The sequence below is a fragment of the Chryseobacterium sp. Marseille-Q8038 genome (assembly GCF_965111995.1).
This window is the reverse complement of the sequence record NZ_CBCOPN010000002.1, coordinates 1,418,462-1,437,842: the sequence shown is the minus strand read 5'-3', so window position 1 is coordinate 1,437,842 and position 19,381 is coordinate 1,418,462. Positions and strand designations below refer to the sequence as shown.

The window sequence follows — 19,381 nt, the reverse complement described above, 5'->3', positions numbered from 1 at the left end:
ATTTTTGAGAAAAACCGATCAGTATGAATTTTAAACCTATATTGTTAACAGCTGGAGTATTATTTTCAGCATCTTTTTACTCTCAGAAAATGATTTATCCTAAAGCACTAAAAGGAAGCCAGACAGATTCCTATTTCGGAAGCGCTGTTTCCGATCCATTCAGAGATCTGGAAAATGATTCTGAACCTACAAAAAAATGGGTAGATGAAGAAGTTGCTTACAGTCAGAATTATCTATCTAAAATTCCGTTCAGGGATAAAATCAAAAGCCAGCTGAAGGATATCTGGAACTATGAAAAAATTTCAGCCCCTTTCAAAGAAGGAGATTACACCTATTATTCTAAAAACGATGGATTGCAGGCTCAGTCTGTTTTGTATAGAACAAACAATAAGACCAATGCTACAGAAGTATTTTTAGATCCTAATAAATTTTCAGAAAAAGGAACAACTTCACTTTCCAACCTTTCATTCAACAAAAAAGGAAACCTTGCTGCTTATTCTATCTCTGAAGGAGGAAGCGACTGGAATAAGATCATTATCATTGATGCAATTACCAAAAAGCAGATTGATGAAACTTTACTGGATGTAAAATTCAGCGGAATTTCATGGCAGGGAGATGAAGGGTTCTATTATTCCAGCTACGACAAACCTAAAGAAGGGACTGTACTTTCGGGAATGACAGATAAACATAAAGTATACTTTCATAAACTGGGGACAAAACAATCTGAAGATAAATTGATTTTCGGAGGTGATAAAACCCCAAGAAGATACTTAAGTGCAGGCGTTTCTCAAGACCAGAGATACCTTATTATCTCTGCAGCTAATGCTACAAATGGTAATGAATTGTACATAAAAGACCTTAAAAAAGGAGGTGACTTTGTACAAATTATGAGCGGATTTGACATTAATGCCAGCATTGTAGATACACAAGGTGATGATCTTTTCATTTTTACTGATAAAGATGCCCCGAATATGCGTCTTGTGAAAACAACTATCACTAACCCGGCTCCTGCAACATGGAAAGATGTAATTCCACAAACAGAAAACGTGTTAGGAATTTCTACAGGTGGAGGATATTTCTTTGCAACCTATATGATTGATGCTATAGATCAGGTAAAACAGTTTGATAAAACAGGAAAACTGATCAGAGAAATTACACTTCCCGGAAAAGGAAATATTTCAGGATTCGGAGGGAAAGAAAAAGAGAAAGATGTGTATTTCTCTTTCAGTAACTATATTACACCGGGAACCACCTACAAATTCAATGTAGATTCAGGAAAATCTGAAGTGTATCAAAAACCTAAAGTGAAGTTTAATCCGGATGATTACGTTTCAGAACAGGTGTTCTATACTTCAAAAGACGGTACAAAAGTTCCTATGATGATCAATTATAAGAAAGGAACTAAACTTGACGGTAAAAATCCTACTATTCTGTATTCTTACGGAGGTTTCAACATCAGCTTACAGCCTTCGTTCTCTGTAGTAAATGCAATCTGGATGGAAAATGGCGGTATTTATGCTGTTCCAAACATCCGTGGTGGAGGTGAATATGGTAAAAAATGGCATGATGCAGGAACAAAACAACAGAAGAAAAATGTTTTTGAAGACTTTATCGCTGCAGGAGAATATCTTCAAAGTAAAGGGTATACTTCAAAAGAATACATGGCACTTTCAGGAAGATCAAACGGGGGATTATTAGTAGGAGCAACAATGACAATGCGCCCGGATCTTGCGAGAGTAGCTTTCCCTGGAGTTGGAGTTTTGGATATGTTAAGATATAATAAATTTACAGCTGGTGCAGGATGGTCTTACGACTATGGTACAGCAGAAGACAGTAAAGAAATGTTCGAATATCTTAAATCCTATTCCCCTGTACACAACGTAAAAGCAGGAACTTGCTATCCATCCACAATGATCATTACCAGTGATCATGATGACAGAGTAGTTCCGGCACACTCATTTAAATTTGGTGCAGAGCTTCAGGAAAAACAGGCTTGTAAAAATCCTATTCTCCTGAGAATTGAAAAGAATGCAGGACACGGTGCCGGAAGATCTACAGATCAGGTGATCAGTGAAAATGCAGATCTTATATCATTTGCGTTATTTGAGATGGGAATAAAGAAATAACTCTAAAAAAGAAATATATTTAAGAAAACGGCTAATTTTATTTAAAATTGGTCGTTTTTTTTATGTTGTTGTGTTAATAATTCTTATTTTTAGGGTGGATATTTAAAGTTTATCAATTCTAAACTAATTAGGTAATTATGAAAAAAAGAATTTTACTAGTGTGTGCCTTGGCTGCTGGACTTTCCAGTCTCCATGCACAGAGGTGGGAACCGGCCTCACAAAGAACTTCTCAAATCAGAAAAGAAGTAGAAGTTCAATATTCTTACAGGTTTGATTTGCAATCGCTTAGAAATATTTTAAAAGATGCTGTAGAAACAGGGAAAGGGGCTCAGGCTGTGATTGTTTCTTTACCTACAGCAGAAGGGAAAATTGAAAAATTTGCTGTATACAGTGATCCTGTTATGGAAAAATCTATTGCAGACAAATATCAATTGGGTTCTTACGTTGGTGTAGGAGTAGATGATCCTGGAAAATATGTAAGATTCAGTACTGCACCTACTGAGTTGCAGTCGATGATAATCAAAGACGGAAAATTCCAGTTTATAGAACCTATTACTACAGATAAGCAGGTGTATGGCGTTTTCTACAAAACAAACAGAACAGAAAGCGAGCACGGATTTGAATGTTCTACAGAAGAGAAGAACTTCAAAGATATAAAGTCATTAGAAGCTAATGGAAAAAAGACCCTTTCTAATGTAGGAATCACCAGTAGACCCTCAAGTACAAAATTCAGAACTTACAGATTAGCAATTTCTGTTACTGGAGAGTATACTCAATACTTTATGAATTTGGCAGGCGTACCGGCTACGGCTACTGATGATCAAAAAAGAGCTCCGGCACTTGTTGCAATTAACAATACTATGAGCCGTGTGAACGGAGTATTCCAAAAGGATTTTGGAATAAAATTACTTGTTCAGAATTTCCCGAATGTTATCTATACAGATCCGGCTTCAGACCCTTATTCACCAGGTGATGTAGGATCCGAAGGAGCTTGGAATCTGGAACTTCAGAACGCGATTACAGCTCAGGTAACCAATGCCAACTATGACATAGGCCATTTATTCGGTGCTTCAGGAGGAGGAGGAAACGCTGGATGCATCGGCTGTATATGTGTTGATCCAACCACGAGTGTACCTGCAGGTAAAGGATCCGGATTTACTTCACCAGCTAATAGTATCCCAAGTGGAGATGCTTTTGATATTGACTATGTGGCTCATGAAATGGGGCATCAGTTAGGAGGAAATCATACATTTTCAAATAAATCTGAAGGAAGCAATGTTAACGTAGAACCAGGAGGAGGAACTACTATTATGGGATATGCAGGGATTACAAGTGATAATGTTCAAATGTCTTCAGATGCCTATTTCCATTATAAATCTGTAGATCAGATTTTAACGAATTTGGACGGTAAGCCTGCCACATGCGGTACATCTGAGACAATCACGAACAACACGCCGCCAGTAATAGCAGCACTTACCTCTTATACAGTGCCTAAAGGGACTGCTTATTATCTTGATGCTTCAGCAACAGATGCAGAAGGAGATGCTATTAATTACACTTGGGAGCAAACAGATAGTGTTACCGGACTGGCTTCAATTTCAGGAGATACGGGATGGGGATACAATACACAGGGTGCATTAACAAGATCCCGCTTTGGAACAAGTAGTGGAAGAAGATATTTCCCAAGCTTTCCACTGGTTATGAATGGAATTCTTACGAATAAGACTGATGCCGCAAATAATCCAAATCCAAATTGGGAGACTGTATCTTATATTCCTAGAACTCTAAGTTATGCTGTAACGGTTAGAGACCAAAATGCACAAAGACCAATGTTGTCTTCTTCAGAAGTTAATACAGTCATTGGAAACGACGGACCTTTTAAATTTAATGGTCTTACTACATCATCAGTTCTGTATAAAAATGCTAATAACATTATTCAGTGGGAAGTAGCCAATACAAATACAGCTCCTTATAACTCACCTAATGTAAAGATTGATTATACTTCAGATAATGGAGCAACCTGGACAGACTTAGTAGCTTCTACACCTAATACAGGGAGCTACACAGTTCAAATGCCAAATACAATTACGACACCAATTAAGTTGAGAGTATCAGCAATTGGTAACGTTTTCTATGCTGTTTCTCCTCAAGTTACTGTTGCAGATGCACCTACATCTACAACTGCGGCTCCAACCGGACTTACAACAATAAGCACAGAAGTGTTCAAGACAACAGCCAGAGCATCATGGAATAGCGTAACTGGAGCAACATATTCTGTTAACTATAGAAAACAAGGGACATCAAACTGGTCAAATACAACAAGTACAACAAATTCAGTGGTATTAACAGGTCTTGAAGATGAAACAAATTATGAAGTACAGGTCGCAGCTGTTGTAAACAGTGTTCCTGGTGCATTCTCCAATAATTATGTATTTAAAACAAACGGCTTAAAGACCGGAATTGATTACTGTATAATGAATTCAGGAACATCTTATGTTGGAGCTATTAGAAAAGTAACAGTTTCAAATCTTGTTTATGATGATCCTTCATTAAGATCATATAAAGATTTATCTGAAGATCCTGGTAAGATTGTCAATTTGGTTCAGGGAACTACGTACGCTATTACACCTGTAGTAAGACAAGCATTTAGCAGTTCCAACGTTCCTTTAAATCTTTCTGTTTGGATTGATTATAATAGAAATGGAGTATTTGAGATATCTGAAAGAATAATTAGCCTTTCCGGAGGTGTTCCTGCAGGAAGTGTAAGTTTTGGAGCACAAAACTTTACAGTACCTTCAACTACATATGCTGGAGATAAACTTCTAAGAATGAGAATTGTTACGAAGTATAATACGGCTGCTTTAGCAAGTGCATGTGGAGACATCACAACAGGAGGAGGTTCAGTAATGGATCTGCCGGTAAAAATTACAAGTACTCTTGCTGTAAACGAAACAAAAGACGTTAAATCATCTGAAATTTCAATTTATCCGAACCCTGCAGATACTTTCGTAGAAGTGAAAAATCTGAAAGGAAAAGCAGACTATAAAATCTATACTGCTGATGGAAGATTAGCTCAGGAAGGACATATTGACGGACAAAGAATTAATGTAGCTTCATTAATCAAAGGTATGTATGTAATCACGATAAAAGATGACAAAAATACTTACAATACGAAGCTTATCAAAAAATAAGCATACTATTTACTAATAGGAAAGGCCGGGCATTTGCCCGGCCTTTTTCTTTTCATAAATTGAAGTAAAACAGAACGTTAACAGAAGTTTCATGTTTCGCTCAAAAAAATTAACTTTACGGGGACAAAAATAATTGGAATGCGAAAGACAATTTCTGTGAAAAAACCGGATTTTAATGTATCAGCTCAGGAAAGAGAGATTTACAATTTTGAAAAAGACGGACTTGAACTCAAATCATCCTATGAAAAAAAAGATGTAAAAGATGAATCATTAACGCAGACTTCTCCAGGAATTGCACCCTATCTTAGAGGTCCGTATTCCACCATGTATGTTCAAAAACCATGGACGATCCGTCAATATGCCGGATTTTCTACAGCTGAAGAATCCAATGCATTTTACAGAAGAAACCTTGCTGCAGGCCAGAAAGGACTTTCAGTAGCATTTGACTTAGCAACACACAGAGGATATGACTCTGACCACTCAAGAGTAGTAGGAGATGTAGGAAAAGCAGGAGTTGCTATCGACTCTGTGGAAGATATGAAAATCCTTTTCAATGAAATTCCCCTGGATCAGATTTCAGTATCTATGACTATGAATGGAGCTGTACTTCCTATTTTGTCTTTCTACATCGTAGCGGCAGAAGAGCAGGGAGTAAAGCAGGATCAGCTTTCAGGAACGATTCAGAATGATATCTTGAAAGAATTCATGGTAAGAAATACCTACATTTATCCGCCGGCACCTTCCATGAAGATCATCGCAGATATTTTTGAATACACTTCGCAAAACATTCCAAAATTTAACTCCATTTCTATTTCCGGATACCACATGCAGGAAGCAGGGGCTACACCAGTACTGGAAATGGCTTACACCCTGGCAGACGGTCTTGAATATGTAAGAACAGGAATAAAAGCAGGAATGAACGTAGACGATTTCGCTCCAAGACTCTCTTTCTTCTGGGCAATCGGGATGAATCATTTCATGGAAATTGCTAAAATGCGTGCCGCAAGATATATCTGGGCAACCCTTTTAAAACAGTTTAATCCTCAGAATCCAAAATCTCTGGCATTAAGAACCCATTCACAGACTTCCGGATGGTCTCTGACAGAGCAGGAACCTTTCAATAATATCACAAGAACAGCTATAGAAGCTTTGTCTTCAGCATTAGGAGGAACGCAGTCTCTTCACACCAATGCGCTGGATGAAGCCATTGCCCTGCCTACAGACTATTCAGCAAAAATTGCAAGGAATACACAGATCATTCTTCAGCAGGAAAGCGGAATATGCGATGTGGTAGATCCGATGGGTGGAAGTAATCTTGTAGAAAGCCTTACTCAGCAAATGATTGAAGAAGCGATGAGGTATATTGATGAGGTAGAGCAGGAAGGTGGAATGACCAAAGCTATTGAAGCCGGAATTCCAAAAATGAGAATTGAAGAAGCTGCCGCAAAAAAACAAGCGAAAATTGACAGCGGAGAAGAATTCATTATTGGGGTCAATTCATTCAAATCCTCATTGAAACAGGATGCAATAGAAATCCTGGACATCGATAATACAGAAGTTCGTAGAAAACAGATTGAAAGATTAAATACAATCAAAACAGATCGAAATACCGAAGCTGTTGAGCAGATTCTCAATGAAATCCGTAAAAGTGCTCAGACAGGGAAAGGAAATCTTCTGGCATTATGCATCGAAGCAGCAAGAAGAAGAGTTACCCTTGGAGAGATGAGTGATGCCATGGAAGAAACCTTTGGTAGATATAAAGCAAATATTAAAACAATCTCTGGTGTATACGCTATGAATGCCGGTAAAAACGAATACTTTGAAAAAGCCCTTAATCTGACTCAGAAATTTGAAGAAGAAGAAGGACGCCGCCCAAGGCTAATGGTCGCCAAAATGGGACAGGACGGTCATGACAGAGGTGCAAAAGTAGTGGCAACAGCATTTGCTGATATGGGATTTGACGTGGATGTAGCTCCTTTATTCCAGACACCGGAAGAAGTGGCTAAACAAGCTGTAGAAAACGATATTCATATTTTAGGAGTATCATCATTGGCTGCCGGACACAAAACATTAGTTCCTCAGGTAGTAGTAGAATTATCCAAACTGGGAGCCGATGATATTACCATCGTTGTGGGAGGAGTAATTCCTCAGCAGGATTATGAATTCCTTTATGCCAATGGTGCAGACTTTATTTTCGGGCCTGGAACCAACCTTCCGAAATGTGCAGTAGAAATTCTGGAAAGATTTTTAGAAAAATAAAAAGAAAAGTTTTAATTTCATCACAGAGATTAAAACATACCCCATGAATCTAAAAAATATAATAAAGCCTACGAGGAAAAAACTGTTTCTTCTCGTAGGCTTATTTGTTATTACAGGTGTCTTCTTGCTGGGTTCAGGGAAGAACAATAGATCAATGCAAAGCTCGAAGGTCGTTGCAGATACTGCTTTGGTTAAAAAGCATTTGACCGCAATGACCCAAACTCCACAATTTAGAAACCATAAAAATATAGACCAGCTGAATGCCATTGCAGACTATATCCATCAGACTTTTAGTACTTATGGTGACAGCACTGCTTACCAGGAATACAAAGTTGATGGAAAAATATATAAAAACGTTATTTCATCCTTTGGAACAGAAAATAAGAAGCGGATCATTATAGGTGCTCATTACGATGTTTGTGGAGATCAGCAGGGAGCAGACGACAATGCCACAGGAGTCACCGCTCTTCTGGAGCTCGCAAGAATGCTCAAAGGTCAAAAACTTAATTACAGAGTAGATCTTGTTGCCTATACCTTGGAAGAACCTCCTTATTTCAGGACCGAAAATATGGGAAGCTATGTCCATGCAAAATATTTAAAAGACAATAAGATCGATATCTATGGAATGGCCAGTGTAGAAATGATCGGTTATTTCAAAGATGAAAAAGATTCCCAGAGTTTTCCTGTAGGTCTTCTTTCCTGGATATATGGTGATCAGGGAGATTTCATTACATTGGTGAAAAAAATCAGTGGAGCAGGTCCTTTTGTAAGAAATTTCATAGGTAATTTTAAAGATTCAGGACAGATAAAAACAGAAACCTTCTCAGCCCCAAAATTTGTAGCAGGAATAGACTATTCCGACCATCTGAACTATTGGAATTTTGACTTTCCCGCTCTCATGATCACGGATACTTCCTTCTTCAGAAATAAAAATTATCACGAACCCACGGATACGATGGAAACGCTCGATACAAAGAGAATGACAAAAGTTATTGACGCCATTTTTCTCAGCATTATTCACCTTAAGTGAAAAAAATATTTTGATTCTCAGAAAAATTTATATATTTGCACCTGAAAATCAAGTTTAACCAATTAAAAAACGACGAAGCAATGTTCAGAACTAAACAGAATTCTACAGTTGGATTACCCCTTATGGTGGTAAGGCTTCGCGGTTTGGTACATTCTTAGAATAACAGTACAATGAAATATCAAAACCCGAAGTCGTAGAGATTTCGGGTTTTTTATTGCGCAATATTTCAAACTCCCAAGTTTACCCGAAATCTTTTTTAGTGTCATGAAGGACAAGATTGGATGAGGTATATCCTCAAAACTTTCATTGTCTATTATTAATTCATTCAACTATCTTTTTAGTTGATTGAAAGTTGTGTGAGGTAAAATAAGCTAATTTCTAATATCTCACATCTAACTTCTGTTAACAATGGAAAATGATAACCTTCTGTTTTCCCGCCTGAGAAGTGCTAGAAGCAGAAAAAGAACAATTAGAAAAGATGTAGAAAAGCAGATAAGAAAAAAATATCGACGTAGTGATGAGCTTTGGGATATAAGACGAAATATTCCATGGATGCCTTTGGAGAAGCCCTATCAGAGAGGATTTGTAAGATTCTTTGCGGTAAGGGAAGAGGTAATGAGATCCAAAGATGGAGATTTCTTTGAGGGAATATTGAAGAAGATCAATACCTACATGTATTCGGAAAGCCGCCAGTTTTTAAAAAAGAAAAGAAAATTCGGGCGTAGAATATATGTTGAAAGAGTACAAAAACTCAAAAATATCTCTTCATATTCCTGGAATGATCCGAAACTGGGACTTACAACAAGGGAAAGACAGTATTTTTTGAAACAGGAAGAATATTGCCCGGCCCGGAAGGCTTATGTTCCATACTACGAATTTATTGAACCCTGGAGATTTACCTTACGTACAAGACCCAATATGATTACCCATTATAAACCTGTAGACTTTGAATTAGAAAAAGAATGCGCAGAACTGGGATCCTATTTAGGGCAGCATAAAATTGTAGGGATTATCCACAAAACAATTTATGGTAGATCATACCCATGGAGAAGAAAAAGAGAAGATATTCCACTTATCAAAAGCAGGAAATATGTTACCTGCAAAATGTCTGCAACAGAAATTGCAGAAAGCTTACTGGACATATAAGTCCAAACTGTTATTTAAAACAAAAACAATGGGAAATTTAAAACTAAAAGGAAAAGATATATTAAAACTGGGCTATCCAAATAATCAAAGCGTAAACGTAGCATTGGAAGTCATGAAAAGAAATTTTGCAACAAAGAATATTCACCACGTAAAATCTCTTTTAAAGGAAATCCTGCTGAATCCGGAAGAATTTGAAAAAGATCTGACCTTCGGACAAATTGCAGAAACCCTGCTTTCATCCAAAAAGACAGAAAAAAGAATGCTGAATTCACAGCGTGCTTCATTTCAGATTTTTGGTAACAATATCTCTGAAGAGGCGAAAAATCAGTTGTATACTGCTTTGAAGCTGCCTGTTTCTACTCAGGGAGCATTAATGCCCGATGCCCACAGCGGTTACGGACTTCCGATAGGAGGAGTTCTGGCAGTGGAAAATGCTGTAATCCCTTACGGCGTAGGAATGGATATTGGCTGCAGAATGAGCCTCAGTATTTTGGATACACCGGTTTCATATCTTGAAGGAGCAAGAGATAAATATGAAAAAGCGCTTGCTGAACATACAAAATTCGGAATGTATGAAACGCACAAATCTCACATTGATCATGAGATTTTCGACAGAGATACATTCGATATGATCCCGATCTTAAGAAGATTAAAGGGAAAAGCAATCAAACAGATGGGTTCCTCAGGCGGAGGAAATCACTTTGTGGAATTCGGAGAAGTGGAAATCACTGAAGAAGATGAGCAAATTGGTCTGCCAAAAGGAAAATATCTGGGAATCCTTTCTCATAGCGGCTCAAGAGGTCTGGGAGCGGAGATTGCCCAGTATTACTCAAGAGTGGCAACAGAACAATGTCCGTTACCAAAAGAAGCTCAAAACTTTGCCTGGCTGGATCTTAGTACCCACTTGGGATTGGAATATTGGACAGCAATGAATCTTGCCGGAGATTATGCCTCTGCCTGTCATGATGATATTCACAGAAGGCTGGTAAAAGCTGTTGGCGGAAGGGTAAAAGCCAGAATTGAAAACCATCACAACTTTGCCTGGAAAGAAATCCATAACGGTAAAGAAGTGATTGTTCACCGAAAAGGGGCAACTCCTGCTAATGAAAATGAACTGGGGATGATTCCCGGATCCATGACGGCAAAAGGATTTATCGTCCGCGGAAAAGGAAATCCTGAATCCCTGAATTCAGCATCACACGGCGCAGGAAGAGCGCATTCAAGAGGAGAATGCAGAAGTCTTTTCACTCAGCATGATATCAAAAAAGAACTGAAATTGAAAAATGTCACCCTGATGGGTGGAAATGCAGAAGAAGCCCCTATGGCCTACAAAGACATTAATGAAGTGATGAATGCACAGAGCGAATTGGTGGATATTCTGGGAACTTTCCAACCGAGGATTGTGAGAATGGACAGATAATTGGGTTGATGGTTTGTAGTTGTCAGTTGAAATACCGGCTGTCAACTATAAACTCTCAACTTTTAATTTAAAAAAACAAAAAAATGGGAGCACCACATAACATAAAAAGATATGGTGAAGTCTGGCCGGAATTCAGAATCCGGTTAGGGCTCGAAATTTTAAATACATTAAAAGATAAAATCATTATATCAGGAGGCTGGGCATGGCATTTTATGTCGGAAAAAGGACATACGGAATACAAACATGCCCACGATCATAAGGATATTGATGTTTTTGTAAAGAAAGAGAATGTTGCAGACGTGGTTATCATTCTTCAGCAGGAAGGATTTCAGAAAGTCTGGACCCGATATGACCATCTGCCGAGTGAGGAAAACTTTCGCAGGTACGAGAAAACGGTGAAGTTGGAAAATGAAAAGGTCTGCAGAATTACCATTGACTTCTTTGAAAAAGATGATCTTGAGACTATTGAAGCCAATGGTTTTACTGTTGTGAAACCCAGTGTTTTACTTTCTTTTTACAGAAATATCCACTCCAGCGACAAATGCTGGGCAGTAATGGCTGCAAAAAATTTATTAGAAAAAGGAATAGATCCGGTAGGACATCCTTTATTAAGCAAAATGCCAACATAAAATGGAAAAATTAATACAGATCACTTCAGGAAGAGGGCCTTTAGAATGCCAATGGGTAGCAGCCAAGGTGCTGAAGACCTTTCTTGAAGAGGCAAAACAAAATACAATAGAATACGAAATCATTCATCGTGAGAACGGTGATGAGAACCTGACATTAAAATCGGTGACTGTTCTTTTAAAAGGGAAAGATCTAAGCCCCTTTTTAAAAAACTGGCTGGGAAGTGTGTGCTGGACAGGGAAAAGCACATTCAGGAAACTGCATAAAAGAAGCAATTGGTTTATCGGAATCTTTGAACTTGAAAATATAAAAATGATTGATTTCAATGAAAAAGATATCCGGTTTCAGACCGCCAGAAGCCAGGGAAGCGGAGGGCAAAACGTAAACAAGGTGAATACCGCGGTACGGGCTACCCATATTCCTACTAACGAGACTGTTTTTGTACAGGATTCCCGTTCACAGCTGGAAAATAAAAAGCTATCCATTATCAGATTAAAAGGAAAAGTAATGGCGGTTTATATCCGGCAGCTGGAAAGAAAGCTGAAAGATACCTGGTCTCTTCAGATGCAGGTAGAACGCGGAAATCCGGTTCGGACATTTTCAGGAACAGATTTTAAAAAGAATTATGAAGACAAGACATTCAAAAAACAGAGGAATGCCTTGAAAAATGAATTAAAAAACTACAACAATGACCTTAACTAAAAATAAATATTATTTTGAGGCCTTAGATAATTATCCATACAGCCTTCCGTCATGCTTAGAGGCATTAAACTATGCTTTGTCATATGATCCGGAAGATGCAGACAGCCTCTGTCTGATGGGAAGAATTTATAGTGAAATGCTGTTTGATTATGAAAAAGCTAAACTGTATTTCGAAGAAGCGATGCAATGCAATATTTCTAACCTGAATACACCGCAATATCATATCAAGTGCCTTTTAGACAATGAAGACCTGGATGATGCAGAAAAACTGATTGACTATTCTTTAAAGATAAAAGGAATAGATAAAAGTAGAATCCTTATCCATCAGTCTTTACTGTTTGAAATCAGATTAGAATATAAACAAGCTTTGAAACCTTTAAAGCTTGCCCGAACATTTGCCTATGATCAATGCATGCTTGATTTCTTAAAAAGCAGAGAAAAATTTATAAAAAGTAAAATACCGCAGAAAAAGAAGAAAAAAATAATTGAAAAAAAGAAAAAAAGTTAATTAATTTTACTTTTTGATAAAAAAAATGAAATTAATATTTCGATATCGCAAATAATTTATAGTTTTGTTGTGTAAAAACCAATCTTATGAGCAAAAAATTATTTTTATTACCTGTATCTGTTGTGTTTCTTTTCTGTTTTGGGAAAATAAATGGTCAGAACTCCAACAGGCTTATTCAGGATTATTATCAAAAAAGTGGAAAGCTAAACCAAAATAAAGTGGGCGTTATCATTCTGAACGAAGATATGTCCAATAGTTTAGGGGCAAATATTGTGAATGTACAGCAGACTTATAACGGACTGAGAGTATACAATGCATTGGGAAAAGTCATCATTAAAGGGGATCAGATACTCTCTGAAAATAACGACTTTAGCAGAAATATTGTTGCTGCCAGTATAACAAAAGTGCATGAGAGATTTTCAGATGACCTTCTTAAGCAAAAACTGGGATTAAGTGCTATTTCGGATACAGACTATTTGCCTGATGTCTATTTTGAGAAGAATGGTAAGTATATTCTGGCTAAAGAACTGTTTGTTTCAGATAAAAATTCTTCAGATGTGTGGCATGTACTTGCTGATGCTGAAAGTGGAGAAATACTCAGTAAAGATAATATGACACTAAACTGCAGCTTTGAAGATCACGGTCGTTCTCATGAAGCAGTATCCAATGAATGGGAGAAAACATCAGCAGGGGAGAATCAAAGTAAGCTGTTAAATGCCATGTGGGCACCTACAAATGCATCTTATAATGTTTTTCCATTGCCGGTAGAAGCTCCTACGTTTGGGGCTCGCGCATTGGTAAATAATCCTTGGGACTTAGTTGCCTCACCGGAAGGCTGGCATTCTGATGGAACGAACAGCTATACCAATACAAGAGGAAATAATGTATATGCATATTCAGATCAGGATAATACGAATAATCCGGGATATTCCCCGGACGGAGGAAGTTCCCTCACTTTCAATTTTCCTTTTGCTGATGGGAGATATGATAATCCTATGACCTATAAAGATGCTGCGATTACCAATCTGTTTTACATGAATAATAAGATGCATGATATCTTTTATAAATTCGGATTTACAGAAGCCGCCAGAAACTTTCAAACGAATAACTTTGGAAAAGGAGGTATACAGGGAGATGCTGTAAGAGCTGAGGCTTTTGACGGAAGCGGTCTTAATAATGCCAATTTCGGTGCAGGCTATGAAGCGGTCATTAACGGAACTACTTATCTTTCTGTACCAAGAATGCAAATGTATCTTTGGGACAGAACACAGCCAGCCAATGATCCTATCTTAAGATATCAGTATAATGCTCCGGCTGCTATTGTAAACCGACCTAAAGTGGCAACCGGAGGGGCAAGTTTTGGCCCTCTTCTGTTAGGTGGCCAAACGGTAACAGGAGATCTGAAAATTGCTACACCGGATGATGCCTGTACAGCTCTTGCAGCAGGAAGTATGACAGGAAAAATAGGAATTGCCAAAAGAGGAACCTGCAGTTTTGCCACCAAGGTTAAAAATATGCAGCTTGCAGGAGCTTTGGGAGGAATTATCTATGATCCTAATAATGTGGATCCTATTTCAATGGGGGGAGATAATGCCGTGACAGGAATTACCATTCCTTCCATTATGATGGGGAAAACAGAAGGCGAGTATATTGTAAATCAAATCAATACAGGAGAAACTGTCAATACAACATTAAATTTCGACTATAATGGCTTTAAACATTCCAGTCTGGATAATGGAATCGTTGCCCATGAATATGGACATGGTATTTCAAACAGATTAACAGGGCAGGGATATAGCTGTCTTCAAAGTGCTGAGCAGATGGGTGAAGGATGGTCAGATTATTTTGCTTTAATGCTTACAACAAGACCTGGAGATACATCAGCGCTGGCGAGAGGAATTGGAACCTATACAAGTAGCCAACCTGTTACAGGAGATGGTATCAGACCTGCCAAATATTCACCAGACTTTAGTGTAAACAATTATACGTATGGCAAAACCAATACTGTTTCAGGACCACATGCCATTGGGTTTATCTGGGCAACAATGTTGTGGGATCTTACCTGGAAGTACATTGAAAAATATGGATATAACAGTGATGTCATGGCAAGCAGTACTTCCGGAAATGCTAAAGTGCTGCAAATAGTAATGGACGGACTGAAATTACAGGCTTGTAACCCTTCATTTATTGATGGAAGAAATGCAATTCTTCAGGCTGATGCTGTAGGTAATGCAGGTTTGGATAAATGTATGATCTGGAACACCTTTGCTAAAAGAGGTCTGGGGGTAAATGCTTCAGCAGGAAGTAGTTCTGCGGCTAATGATCAGGTGGAAGACTTTACGGTACCACAAGAATGTATTACAGCACTGGCCACTCAGGATGTTAAACTTTCAGATCAGAAATTTATTATTTTCCCTAATCCTACTTATGATGAATTCTTTGTAGGAAATATAGACAAATCTTCTAAAGAAGTTAAGATCAGAATGTTTGATATGTCAGGAAAACTGATATTCTCTGATACCAGAGAATCAAGTTCTAAAAAAGCTATTTCTACTCAGGGATTCCAGAAAGGAGTTTATATGGTTCATATCCAGCAGGGAGAGAAAGTTCAGGTTGAAAAACTAATGGTAAGATAAGTTGTTAAGTCCTATTTTCAATGAAAAATACCCTTGATATATTACAAAAGAAGGCCTCAAAAATGAGGCCTTCTTTTATTTCTTATTTACAGAGATCAGATAATCATACACCATTTGATGCTGGTCATCAGTTAACTTAGCCTTTGGAGCCATTCTGCTTAACGTGTTGATCCATCCCTGGTTGTCATGCTTGGTAGGTTCTGGCAGCTTATGACATTTTGCACAGGAATTTTCAAAAATGGTTTTTCCTTGTGCCAACTGCTCAGATGAGGTATACTTTGGCCCTGTAACAGCCACACTTTTTGGTCCGCAGGATACCAGAAATGCTGATGCTGCGATACCGGTTAAGATGAGTTTTTTCATACCATATTTTTGTTTGATGATTACTTTTTCACAGAAACAATATAATCATACACCCATTGGTGCTGTTCGTCCGTCAGTTTTGCTTTTGGAGCCATAGAATTCATGATTCCTACCCATTGTACAGGATTGTGTGAAGCAGGATCGGGTAATTTATGACATCTTCCACAAGAGTTTTCAAAAATAGTTTTCCCCTGAGCAATCTGTTCTGCAGTAGATGTAGATGTTCCTGCAGTAGTGGCGGATGTAGAAGCTTTCGGCGTACAGGAAACCAGCAAAATAGCAGTAAACGAAGCCGCAGCGATGAGTTTTTTCATGTTTCTTCTTTTTGATATATAACAAATGTAATAAATTCCTTAAGCTGTTGATACAGGGCGTTCTAGTTTTAATTTAGAAGAAATAAAAATTGAATTCATGAAAAATCGTTAATTCCCAATGAAAACAATTTAGGTTTTTTGTCTCATCATTATGAGCGGACTATTGACCATTCCCATTTTAATTGTTAATTTTGAATCAATGAAATTTACTACAGAAGAGTTAATAGAAGGAATACAGTCAGGAAATAAGCGCCTGATTGCAAAAGCTATTACATTGGTTGAAAGTAAAAAAGCAGAACACAGAGTACAGGCAGAAGATCTATTGAAGAAAATTATGCCCCTTACCGGAAACTCTGTGAGAGTAGGAGTAACAGGAGTTCCCGGAGCGGGAAAATCCACTTTTATAGAAAACTTTGGCCGCTTGGTTATTGTTCAAGGTAAAAAAGTAGCTGTTTTAGCAATTGATCCCAGTTCGGCAATCAACAAAGGAAGTATTTTAGGGGATAAAACCAGAATGGAAGAACTTGCTAAAGAAGAGAATGCATTTATACGTCCTTCTCCCAGTTCAGGTTTTCTGGGCGGAGTAGCCAATACTACCTTTGAAACCATGATGATCTGTGAGGCTGCAGGGTATGATTATATTTTGATAGAAACCGTTGGCGTAGGGCAGTCAGAAGTATTGGTCGCTGATATTACCGATGTTTTTTTATTCCTTAAAATCATTGGAGGCGGAGACGAACTTCAGGGTATAAAAAGGGGAATCATGGAAATGGTAGATCTTATTTTCATCAACAAAGTAGATCAGGACAATCTTCAGAAAGCCAAAAATACAAGACTTGAATTAAAAAGAGCGTTGGATTTTATTCCACCTAAAGAAAAAGGATGGAAAATCCCTGTTTTATTAGGTTCTGCCCTTTACAATGAAGGATTGCAGGAAGTTTATAATACAATTTTCGAATTTATTGATCTGAAAAAGAAAAGCGGACGTTTTGAAGAAATTCGTGTTCAGCAGGCTGAAAAACGCTTCGAATACTGGGTTCAGGAATATATTTTATCACTGATGAAAAAGAGCGATGCAGTAGAGGAGGCTTACCATATGCATAAAAAAAATGCTTCAGCTATGGTTTCGAATCCAAGTACTGAAGCAAAATTATTTGTTGAAAAATTTTTATCTAACGAAAAAAGAGATTAAAGTTTCTCTTTTTCCTGTTTTACCTCTGTTTTAGAAATATATCCGTCATAAGTAATGGGCTGTCTGTCGCTACTTCTCACAGAAACGAAAGCTTTACCGTTTTTGAAGACTTCAATATTAAGCTCATCAACATTTCTTGCATCTTTAGGCTTGAACTTTAAAGTCCAGGTTCCTTTTTTATTCTGAGTTTTAGTTACTGTAAAATCTTTGGAAGTAAATCGGTAACTGTTATCACTTGCTCCTCCATAAGTTGGATTGAACATCCTTCCAAAGTAAGGAAGCACTACATCCAGCGTATTTTTACTTACATCAATGGTATACTCTCCATTGAGATTAAGTACTCTCGTTGCAGTAGAATTAGGCATTGAGTTCAACACATTAATAACATCATAATTCGTTGGGTTGGCTCTTTGTGCATAGAAAGTAAACTCCTGAGAATCTATCAAATTATCTACTGTTTTCGGATCTAATGACCCTTGTGATGCACAACTCTGAAAGAAGAACAGGAATCCAAAAATCGTCAGTAAAGAAATATACTTTTTCATAATGAGATAATTATTAAATTTAGACAGCAAAATGTATGCAAATATATTCTTTCTGGAATATTTTGGAATAAAAATTGTTAAGGTTGAATTATTAACACTCAAACTATGAAAGTTACACATCTATTTGGAATAGGAGCTATTGCTCTGTCGGCTGTTGCCTGTACTACGAACCCAATTACGGGAAGATCGTCTTTACAGCTGGCCAATAACTCGGAAATTTTAACAATGTCTTCACAGGAATATAGAACGACATTGTCTAAAGGTAAAGTAATTACCGGTACGGCAGATGCAAAGAGAGTGGTAAATGTAGGGAACAGAATTAAAAGCGCTGCAGAAAGATATTATCAAAGTATCGGTAGATCAGCAGATCTTACCAGCTACAGCTGGGAATTCAATCTTCTGCAAAGCAGTGAGCTGAATGCCTGGTGTATGCCTGGTGGTAAAGTAGCCGTTTATACCGGAATATTACCGATCACAAAAGACGATAACGGTCTTGCAGTGGTAATGGGACATGAAGTTTCCCACGCGCTGGCAGGCCACGGAAATGAAAGAATTTCTCAGGCAATGGTAGCTCAGTATGGAGGTGCAATCCTGGGAGGAACCATCTCAAACTCACAATGGGCAAGTGTTTTCCAGAAGGTATATCCTATTGGTTCACAAGTGGCTTTATTGAAATACGGAAGAGGCCAGGAATCTGAGGCAGATGAAATGGGTCTTTACCTGATGTCTATGGCTGGATATGACCCGAGAGCAGCCATCCCTTTCTGGAACAGAATGGAAGCCGCATCTACAGGAGCAAGACAACCTGAGTTCTTATCTACCCACCCGAATCCGGAAACAAGAATTTCAGATATCAACAAAGATCTTCCAAAAGCTTTGGAATACTATAAGGCTGCCGGAGGAAAAATATAATTAGAATTTTAATCTTGAGTAAGGCCTTATTAAATTTTTAGTAAATTTGGTAAGGCTTTTTTATAAAATCACCTAAACACAATATTATGAAGAGTTTATCAATTACCGGACTTATACTTTTAGCTGTTTCAGCATTACTTTTCTATTTAACGACTGATTTTGCCGTAGAACAAATAAAAATCTCTCATATTATGGGAATCATGGCAGGAGTTGGGATAGGGCTTATCATTGGAGGAATGGTAGGGTATTTAAGCAAGGGAAGCGCTATCAAAGAAGAACAGAAGAAAAAAGAATTCAAGCAGCTACAGAAAGATAAAGAAGAGCTTGAAAAGCAGGCTGCAGAAATTGCAAAACGTCAGGCTGAACTTGAAAATCAAAATAAAAACCCTCAAATTTAAATTTGAGGGTTT

Annotated in this window: 16 protein-coding genes; 13 read left to right on the top strand and 3 right to left on the bottom strand. The window is 37.8% G+C overall.

What is annotated here, in order from left to right; all coding sequences use genetic code 11:
• The first annotated feature begins 23 nt into the window (after positions 1-23).
• The 10 genes from ACWPWS_RS20490 (at position 24) to ACWPWS_RS20445 (ending at position 15,645) form a co-directional block, all read left to right on the top strand.
• Positions 24-2,126: a prolyl oligopeptidase family serine peptidase gene (locus tag ACWPWS_RS20490; protein ID WP_454047741.1), complete on the top strand. Its 2,103-nt coding sequence runs from the start codon at positions 24-26 to the stop codon at positions 2,124-2,126.
• A 137-nt stretch (positions 2,127-2,263) separates the two neighbouring features.
• Entirely contained in the window at positions 2,264-5,317 is a 3,054-nt protein-coding gene (locus tag ACWPWS_RS20485; protein WP_454047740.1) for a reprolysin-like metallopeptidase, read from the top strand.
• Between the two features lie 138 nt (positions 5,318-5,455).
• Positions 5,456-7,576 carry a methylmalonyl-CoA mutase gene (gene scpA, locus ACWPWS_RS20480; RefSeq protein WP_454047739.1) on the top strand — a complete coding sequence of 707 codons (2,121 nt, stop codon included), beginning with the start codon at positions 5,456-5,458 and terminating at the stop codon, positions 7,574-7,576.
• A 43-nt stretch (positions 7,577-7,619) separates the two neighbouring features.
• A complete protein-coding gene (locus ACWPWS_RS20475; RefSeq protein WP_454047738.1) occupies positions 7,620-8,606 on the top strand; it encodes a M28 family peptidase in 987 nt (328 codons plus the stop codon).
• 408 nt (positions 8,607-9,014) lie between these two features.
• Positions 9,015-9,752, top strand: coding sequence for a hypothetical protein (locus ACWPWS_RS20470; RefSeq protein WP_454047737.1), 738 nt, complete (start codon positions 9,015-9,017; stop codon positions 9,750-9,752).
• A gap of 28 nt (positions 9,753-9,780) precedes the next feature.
• Complete coding sequence (locus ACWPWS_RS20465) at positions 9,781-11,172, top strand: RtcB family protein (protein WP_454047736.1); 1,392 nt, start codon at positions 9,781-9,783, stop codon at positions 11,170-11,172.
• Positions 11,173-11,255: 83 nt separating this feature from the next.
• The gene (locus tag ACWPWS_RS20460; RefSeq protein WP_454047735.1) at positions 11,256-11,801 is read left to right on the top strand and encodes a hypothetical protein; all 546 of its coding nucleotides are present in this window, start codon (positions 11,256-11,258) and stop codon (positions 11,799-11,801) included.
• Position 11,802: 1 nt separating this feature from the next.
• Positions 11,803-12,501, top strand: a complete 699-nt coding sequence (gene prfH, locus ACWPWS_RS20455; RefSeq protein ID WP_454047734.1) for a peptide chain release factor H — start codon at positions 11,803-11,805, stop codon at positions 12,499-12,501.
• The gene (locus ACWPWS_RS20450) at positions 12,488-13,009 is read left to right on the top strand and encodes a hypothetical protein (RefSeq protein WP_454047733.1); all 522 of its coding nucleotides are present in this window, start codon (positions 12,488-12,490) and stop codon (positions 13,007-13,009) included. The genes prfH and ACWPWS_RS20450 overlap by 14 nt, the downstream gene beginning before the upstream one ends.
• An 86-nt stretch (positions 13,010-13,095) precedes the next feature.
• A complete protein-coding gene (locus tag ACWPWS_RS20445) occupies positions 13,096-15,645 on the top strand; it encodes a T9SS-dependent M36 family metallopeptidase (protein ID WP_454047732.1) in 2,550 nt (849 codons plus the stop codon).
• Between the two features lie 75 nt (positions 15,646-15,720).
• On the opposite strand, the gene ACWPWS_RS20440 is transcribed toward ACWPWS_RS20445, so the two are convergent.
• Positions 15,721-16,008, bottom strand: coding sequence for a c-type cytochrome (locus ACWPWS_RS20440; RefSeq protein ID WP_209786689.1), 288 nt, complete (start codon positions 16,006-16,008; stop codon positions 15,721-15,723).
• A gap of 20 nt (positions 16,009-16,028) precedes the next feature.
• A complete protein-coding gene (locus ACWPWS_RS20435) occupies positions 16,029-16,322 on the bottom strand; it encodes a c-type cytochrome (protein ID WP_062676044.1) in 294 nt (97 codons plus the stop codon).
• Between the two features lie 199 nt (positions 16,323-16,521).
• On the opposite strand from ACWPWS_RS20435, the gene meaB reads away from it, so the two are divergent.
• Complete coding sequence (gene meaB / locus ACWPWS_RS20430; RefSeq protein WP_454047731.1) at positions 16,522-17,514, top strand: methylmalonyl Co-A mutase-associated GTPase MeaB; 993 nt, start codon at positions 16,522-16,524, stop codon at positions 17,512-17,514.
• Here meaB and ACWPWS_RS20425 read toward each other — a convergent pair.
• Positions 17,511-18,059 carry a DUF4251 domain-containing protein gene (locus tag ACWPWS_RS20425; protein WP_209786691.1) on the bottom strand — a complete coding sequence of 183 codons (549 nt, stop codon included), beginning with the start codon at positions 18,057-18,059 and terminating at the stop codon, positions 17,511-17,513. The genes meaB and ACWPWS_RS20425 overlap by 4 nt on opposite strands.
• A 105-nt stretch (positions 18,060-18,164) precedes the next feature.
• Between ACWPWS_RS20425 and ACWPWS_RS20420 the strand changes: the two genes are divergently transcribed.
• Both ACWPWS_RS20420 and ACWPWS_RS20415 read left to right on the top strand, forming a co-directional pair.
• Positions 18,165-18,971 (top strand): M48 family metallopeptidase, encoded by an 807-nt coding sequence (locus ACWPWS_RS20420; protein WP_454047730.1) that lies wholly within the window; start codon positions 18,165-18,167, stop codon positions 18,969-18,971.
• 86 nt (positions 18,972-19,057) lie between these two features.
• A complete protein-coding gene (locus tag ACWPWS_RS20415; RefSeq protein ID WP_105684091.1) occupies positions 19,058-19,369 on the top strand; it encodes a hypothetical protein in 312 nt (103 codons plus the stop codon).
• The last annotated feature ends 12 nt before the right edge of the window (positions 19,370-19,381 follow it).

Coding starts and splice junctions, on each gene's coding strand:
- ACWPWS_RS20490 (WP_454047741.1), top strand. CDS start 24: ATGAATTTTAAACCTATATTGTTAACAGCTGGAGTATTATTTTCAGCA.
- ACWPWS_RS20485 (WP_454047740.1), top strand. CDS start 2,264: ATGAAAAAAAGAATTTTACTAGTGTGTGCCTTGGCTGCTGGACTTTCC.
- scpA (WP_454047739.1), top strand. CDS start 5,456: ATGCGAAAGACAATTTCTGTGAAAAAACCGGATTTTAATGTATCAGCT.
- ACWPWS_RS20475 (WP_454047738.1), top strand. CDS start 7,620: ATGAATCTAAAAAATATAATAAAGCCTACGAGGAAAAAACTGTTTCTT.
- ACWPWS_RS20470 (WP_454047737.1), top strand. CDS start 9,015: ATGGAAAATGATAACCTTCTGTTTTCCCGCCTGAGAAGTGCTAGAAGC.
- ACWPWS_RS20465 (WP_454047736.1), top strand. CDS start 9,781: ATGGGAAATTTAAAACTAAAAGGAAAAGATATATTAAAACTGGGCTAT.
- ACWPWS_RS20460 (WP_454047735.1), top strand. CDS start 11,256: ATGGGAGCACCACATAACATAAAAAGATATGGTGAAGTCTGGCCGGAA.
- prfH (WP_454047734.1), top strand. CDS start 11,803: ATGGAAAAATTAATACAGATCACTTCAGGAAGAGGGCCTTTAGAATGC.
- ACWPWS_RS20450 (WP_454047733.1), top strand. CDS start 12,488: ATGACCTTAACTAAAAATAAATATTATTTTGAGGCCTTAGATAATTAT.
- ACWPWS_RS20445 (WP_454047732.1), top strand. CDS start 13,096: ATGAGCAAAAAATTATTTTTATTACCTGTATCTGTTGTGTTTCTTTTC.
- ACWPWS_RS20440 (WP_209786689.1), bottom strand. CDS start 16,008: ATGAAAAAACTCATCTTAACCGGTATCGCAGCATCAGCATTTCTGGTA.
- ACWPWS_RS20435 (WP_062676044.1), bottom strand. CDS start 16,322: ATGAAAAAACTCATCGCTGCGGCTTCGTTTACTGCTATTTTGCTGGTT.
- meaB (WP_454047731.1), top strand. CDS start 16,522: ATGAAATTTACTACAGAAGAGTTAATAGAAGGAATACAGTCAGGAAAT.
- ACWPWS_RS20425 (WP_209786691.1), bottom strand. CDS start 18,059: ATGAAAAAGTATATTTCTTTACTGACGATTTTTGGATTCCTGTTCTTC.
- ACWPWS_RS20420 (WP_454047730.1), top strand. CDS start 18,165: ATGAAAGTTACACATCTATTTGGAATAGGAGCTATTGCTCTGTCGGCT.
- ACWPWS_RS20415 (WP_105684091.1), top strand. CDS start 19,058: ATGAAGAGTTTATCAATTACCGGACTTATACTTTTAGCTGTTTCAGCA.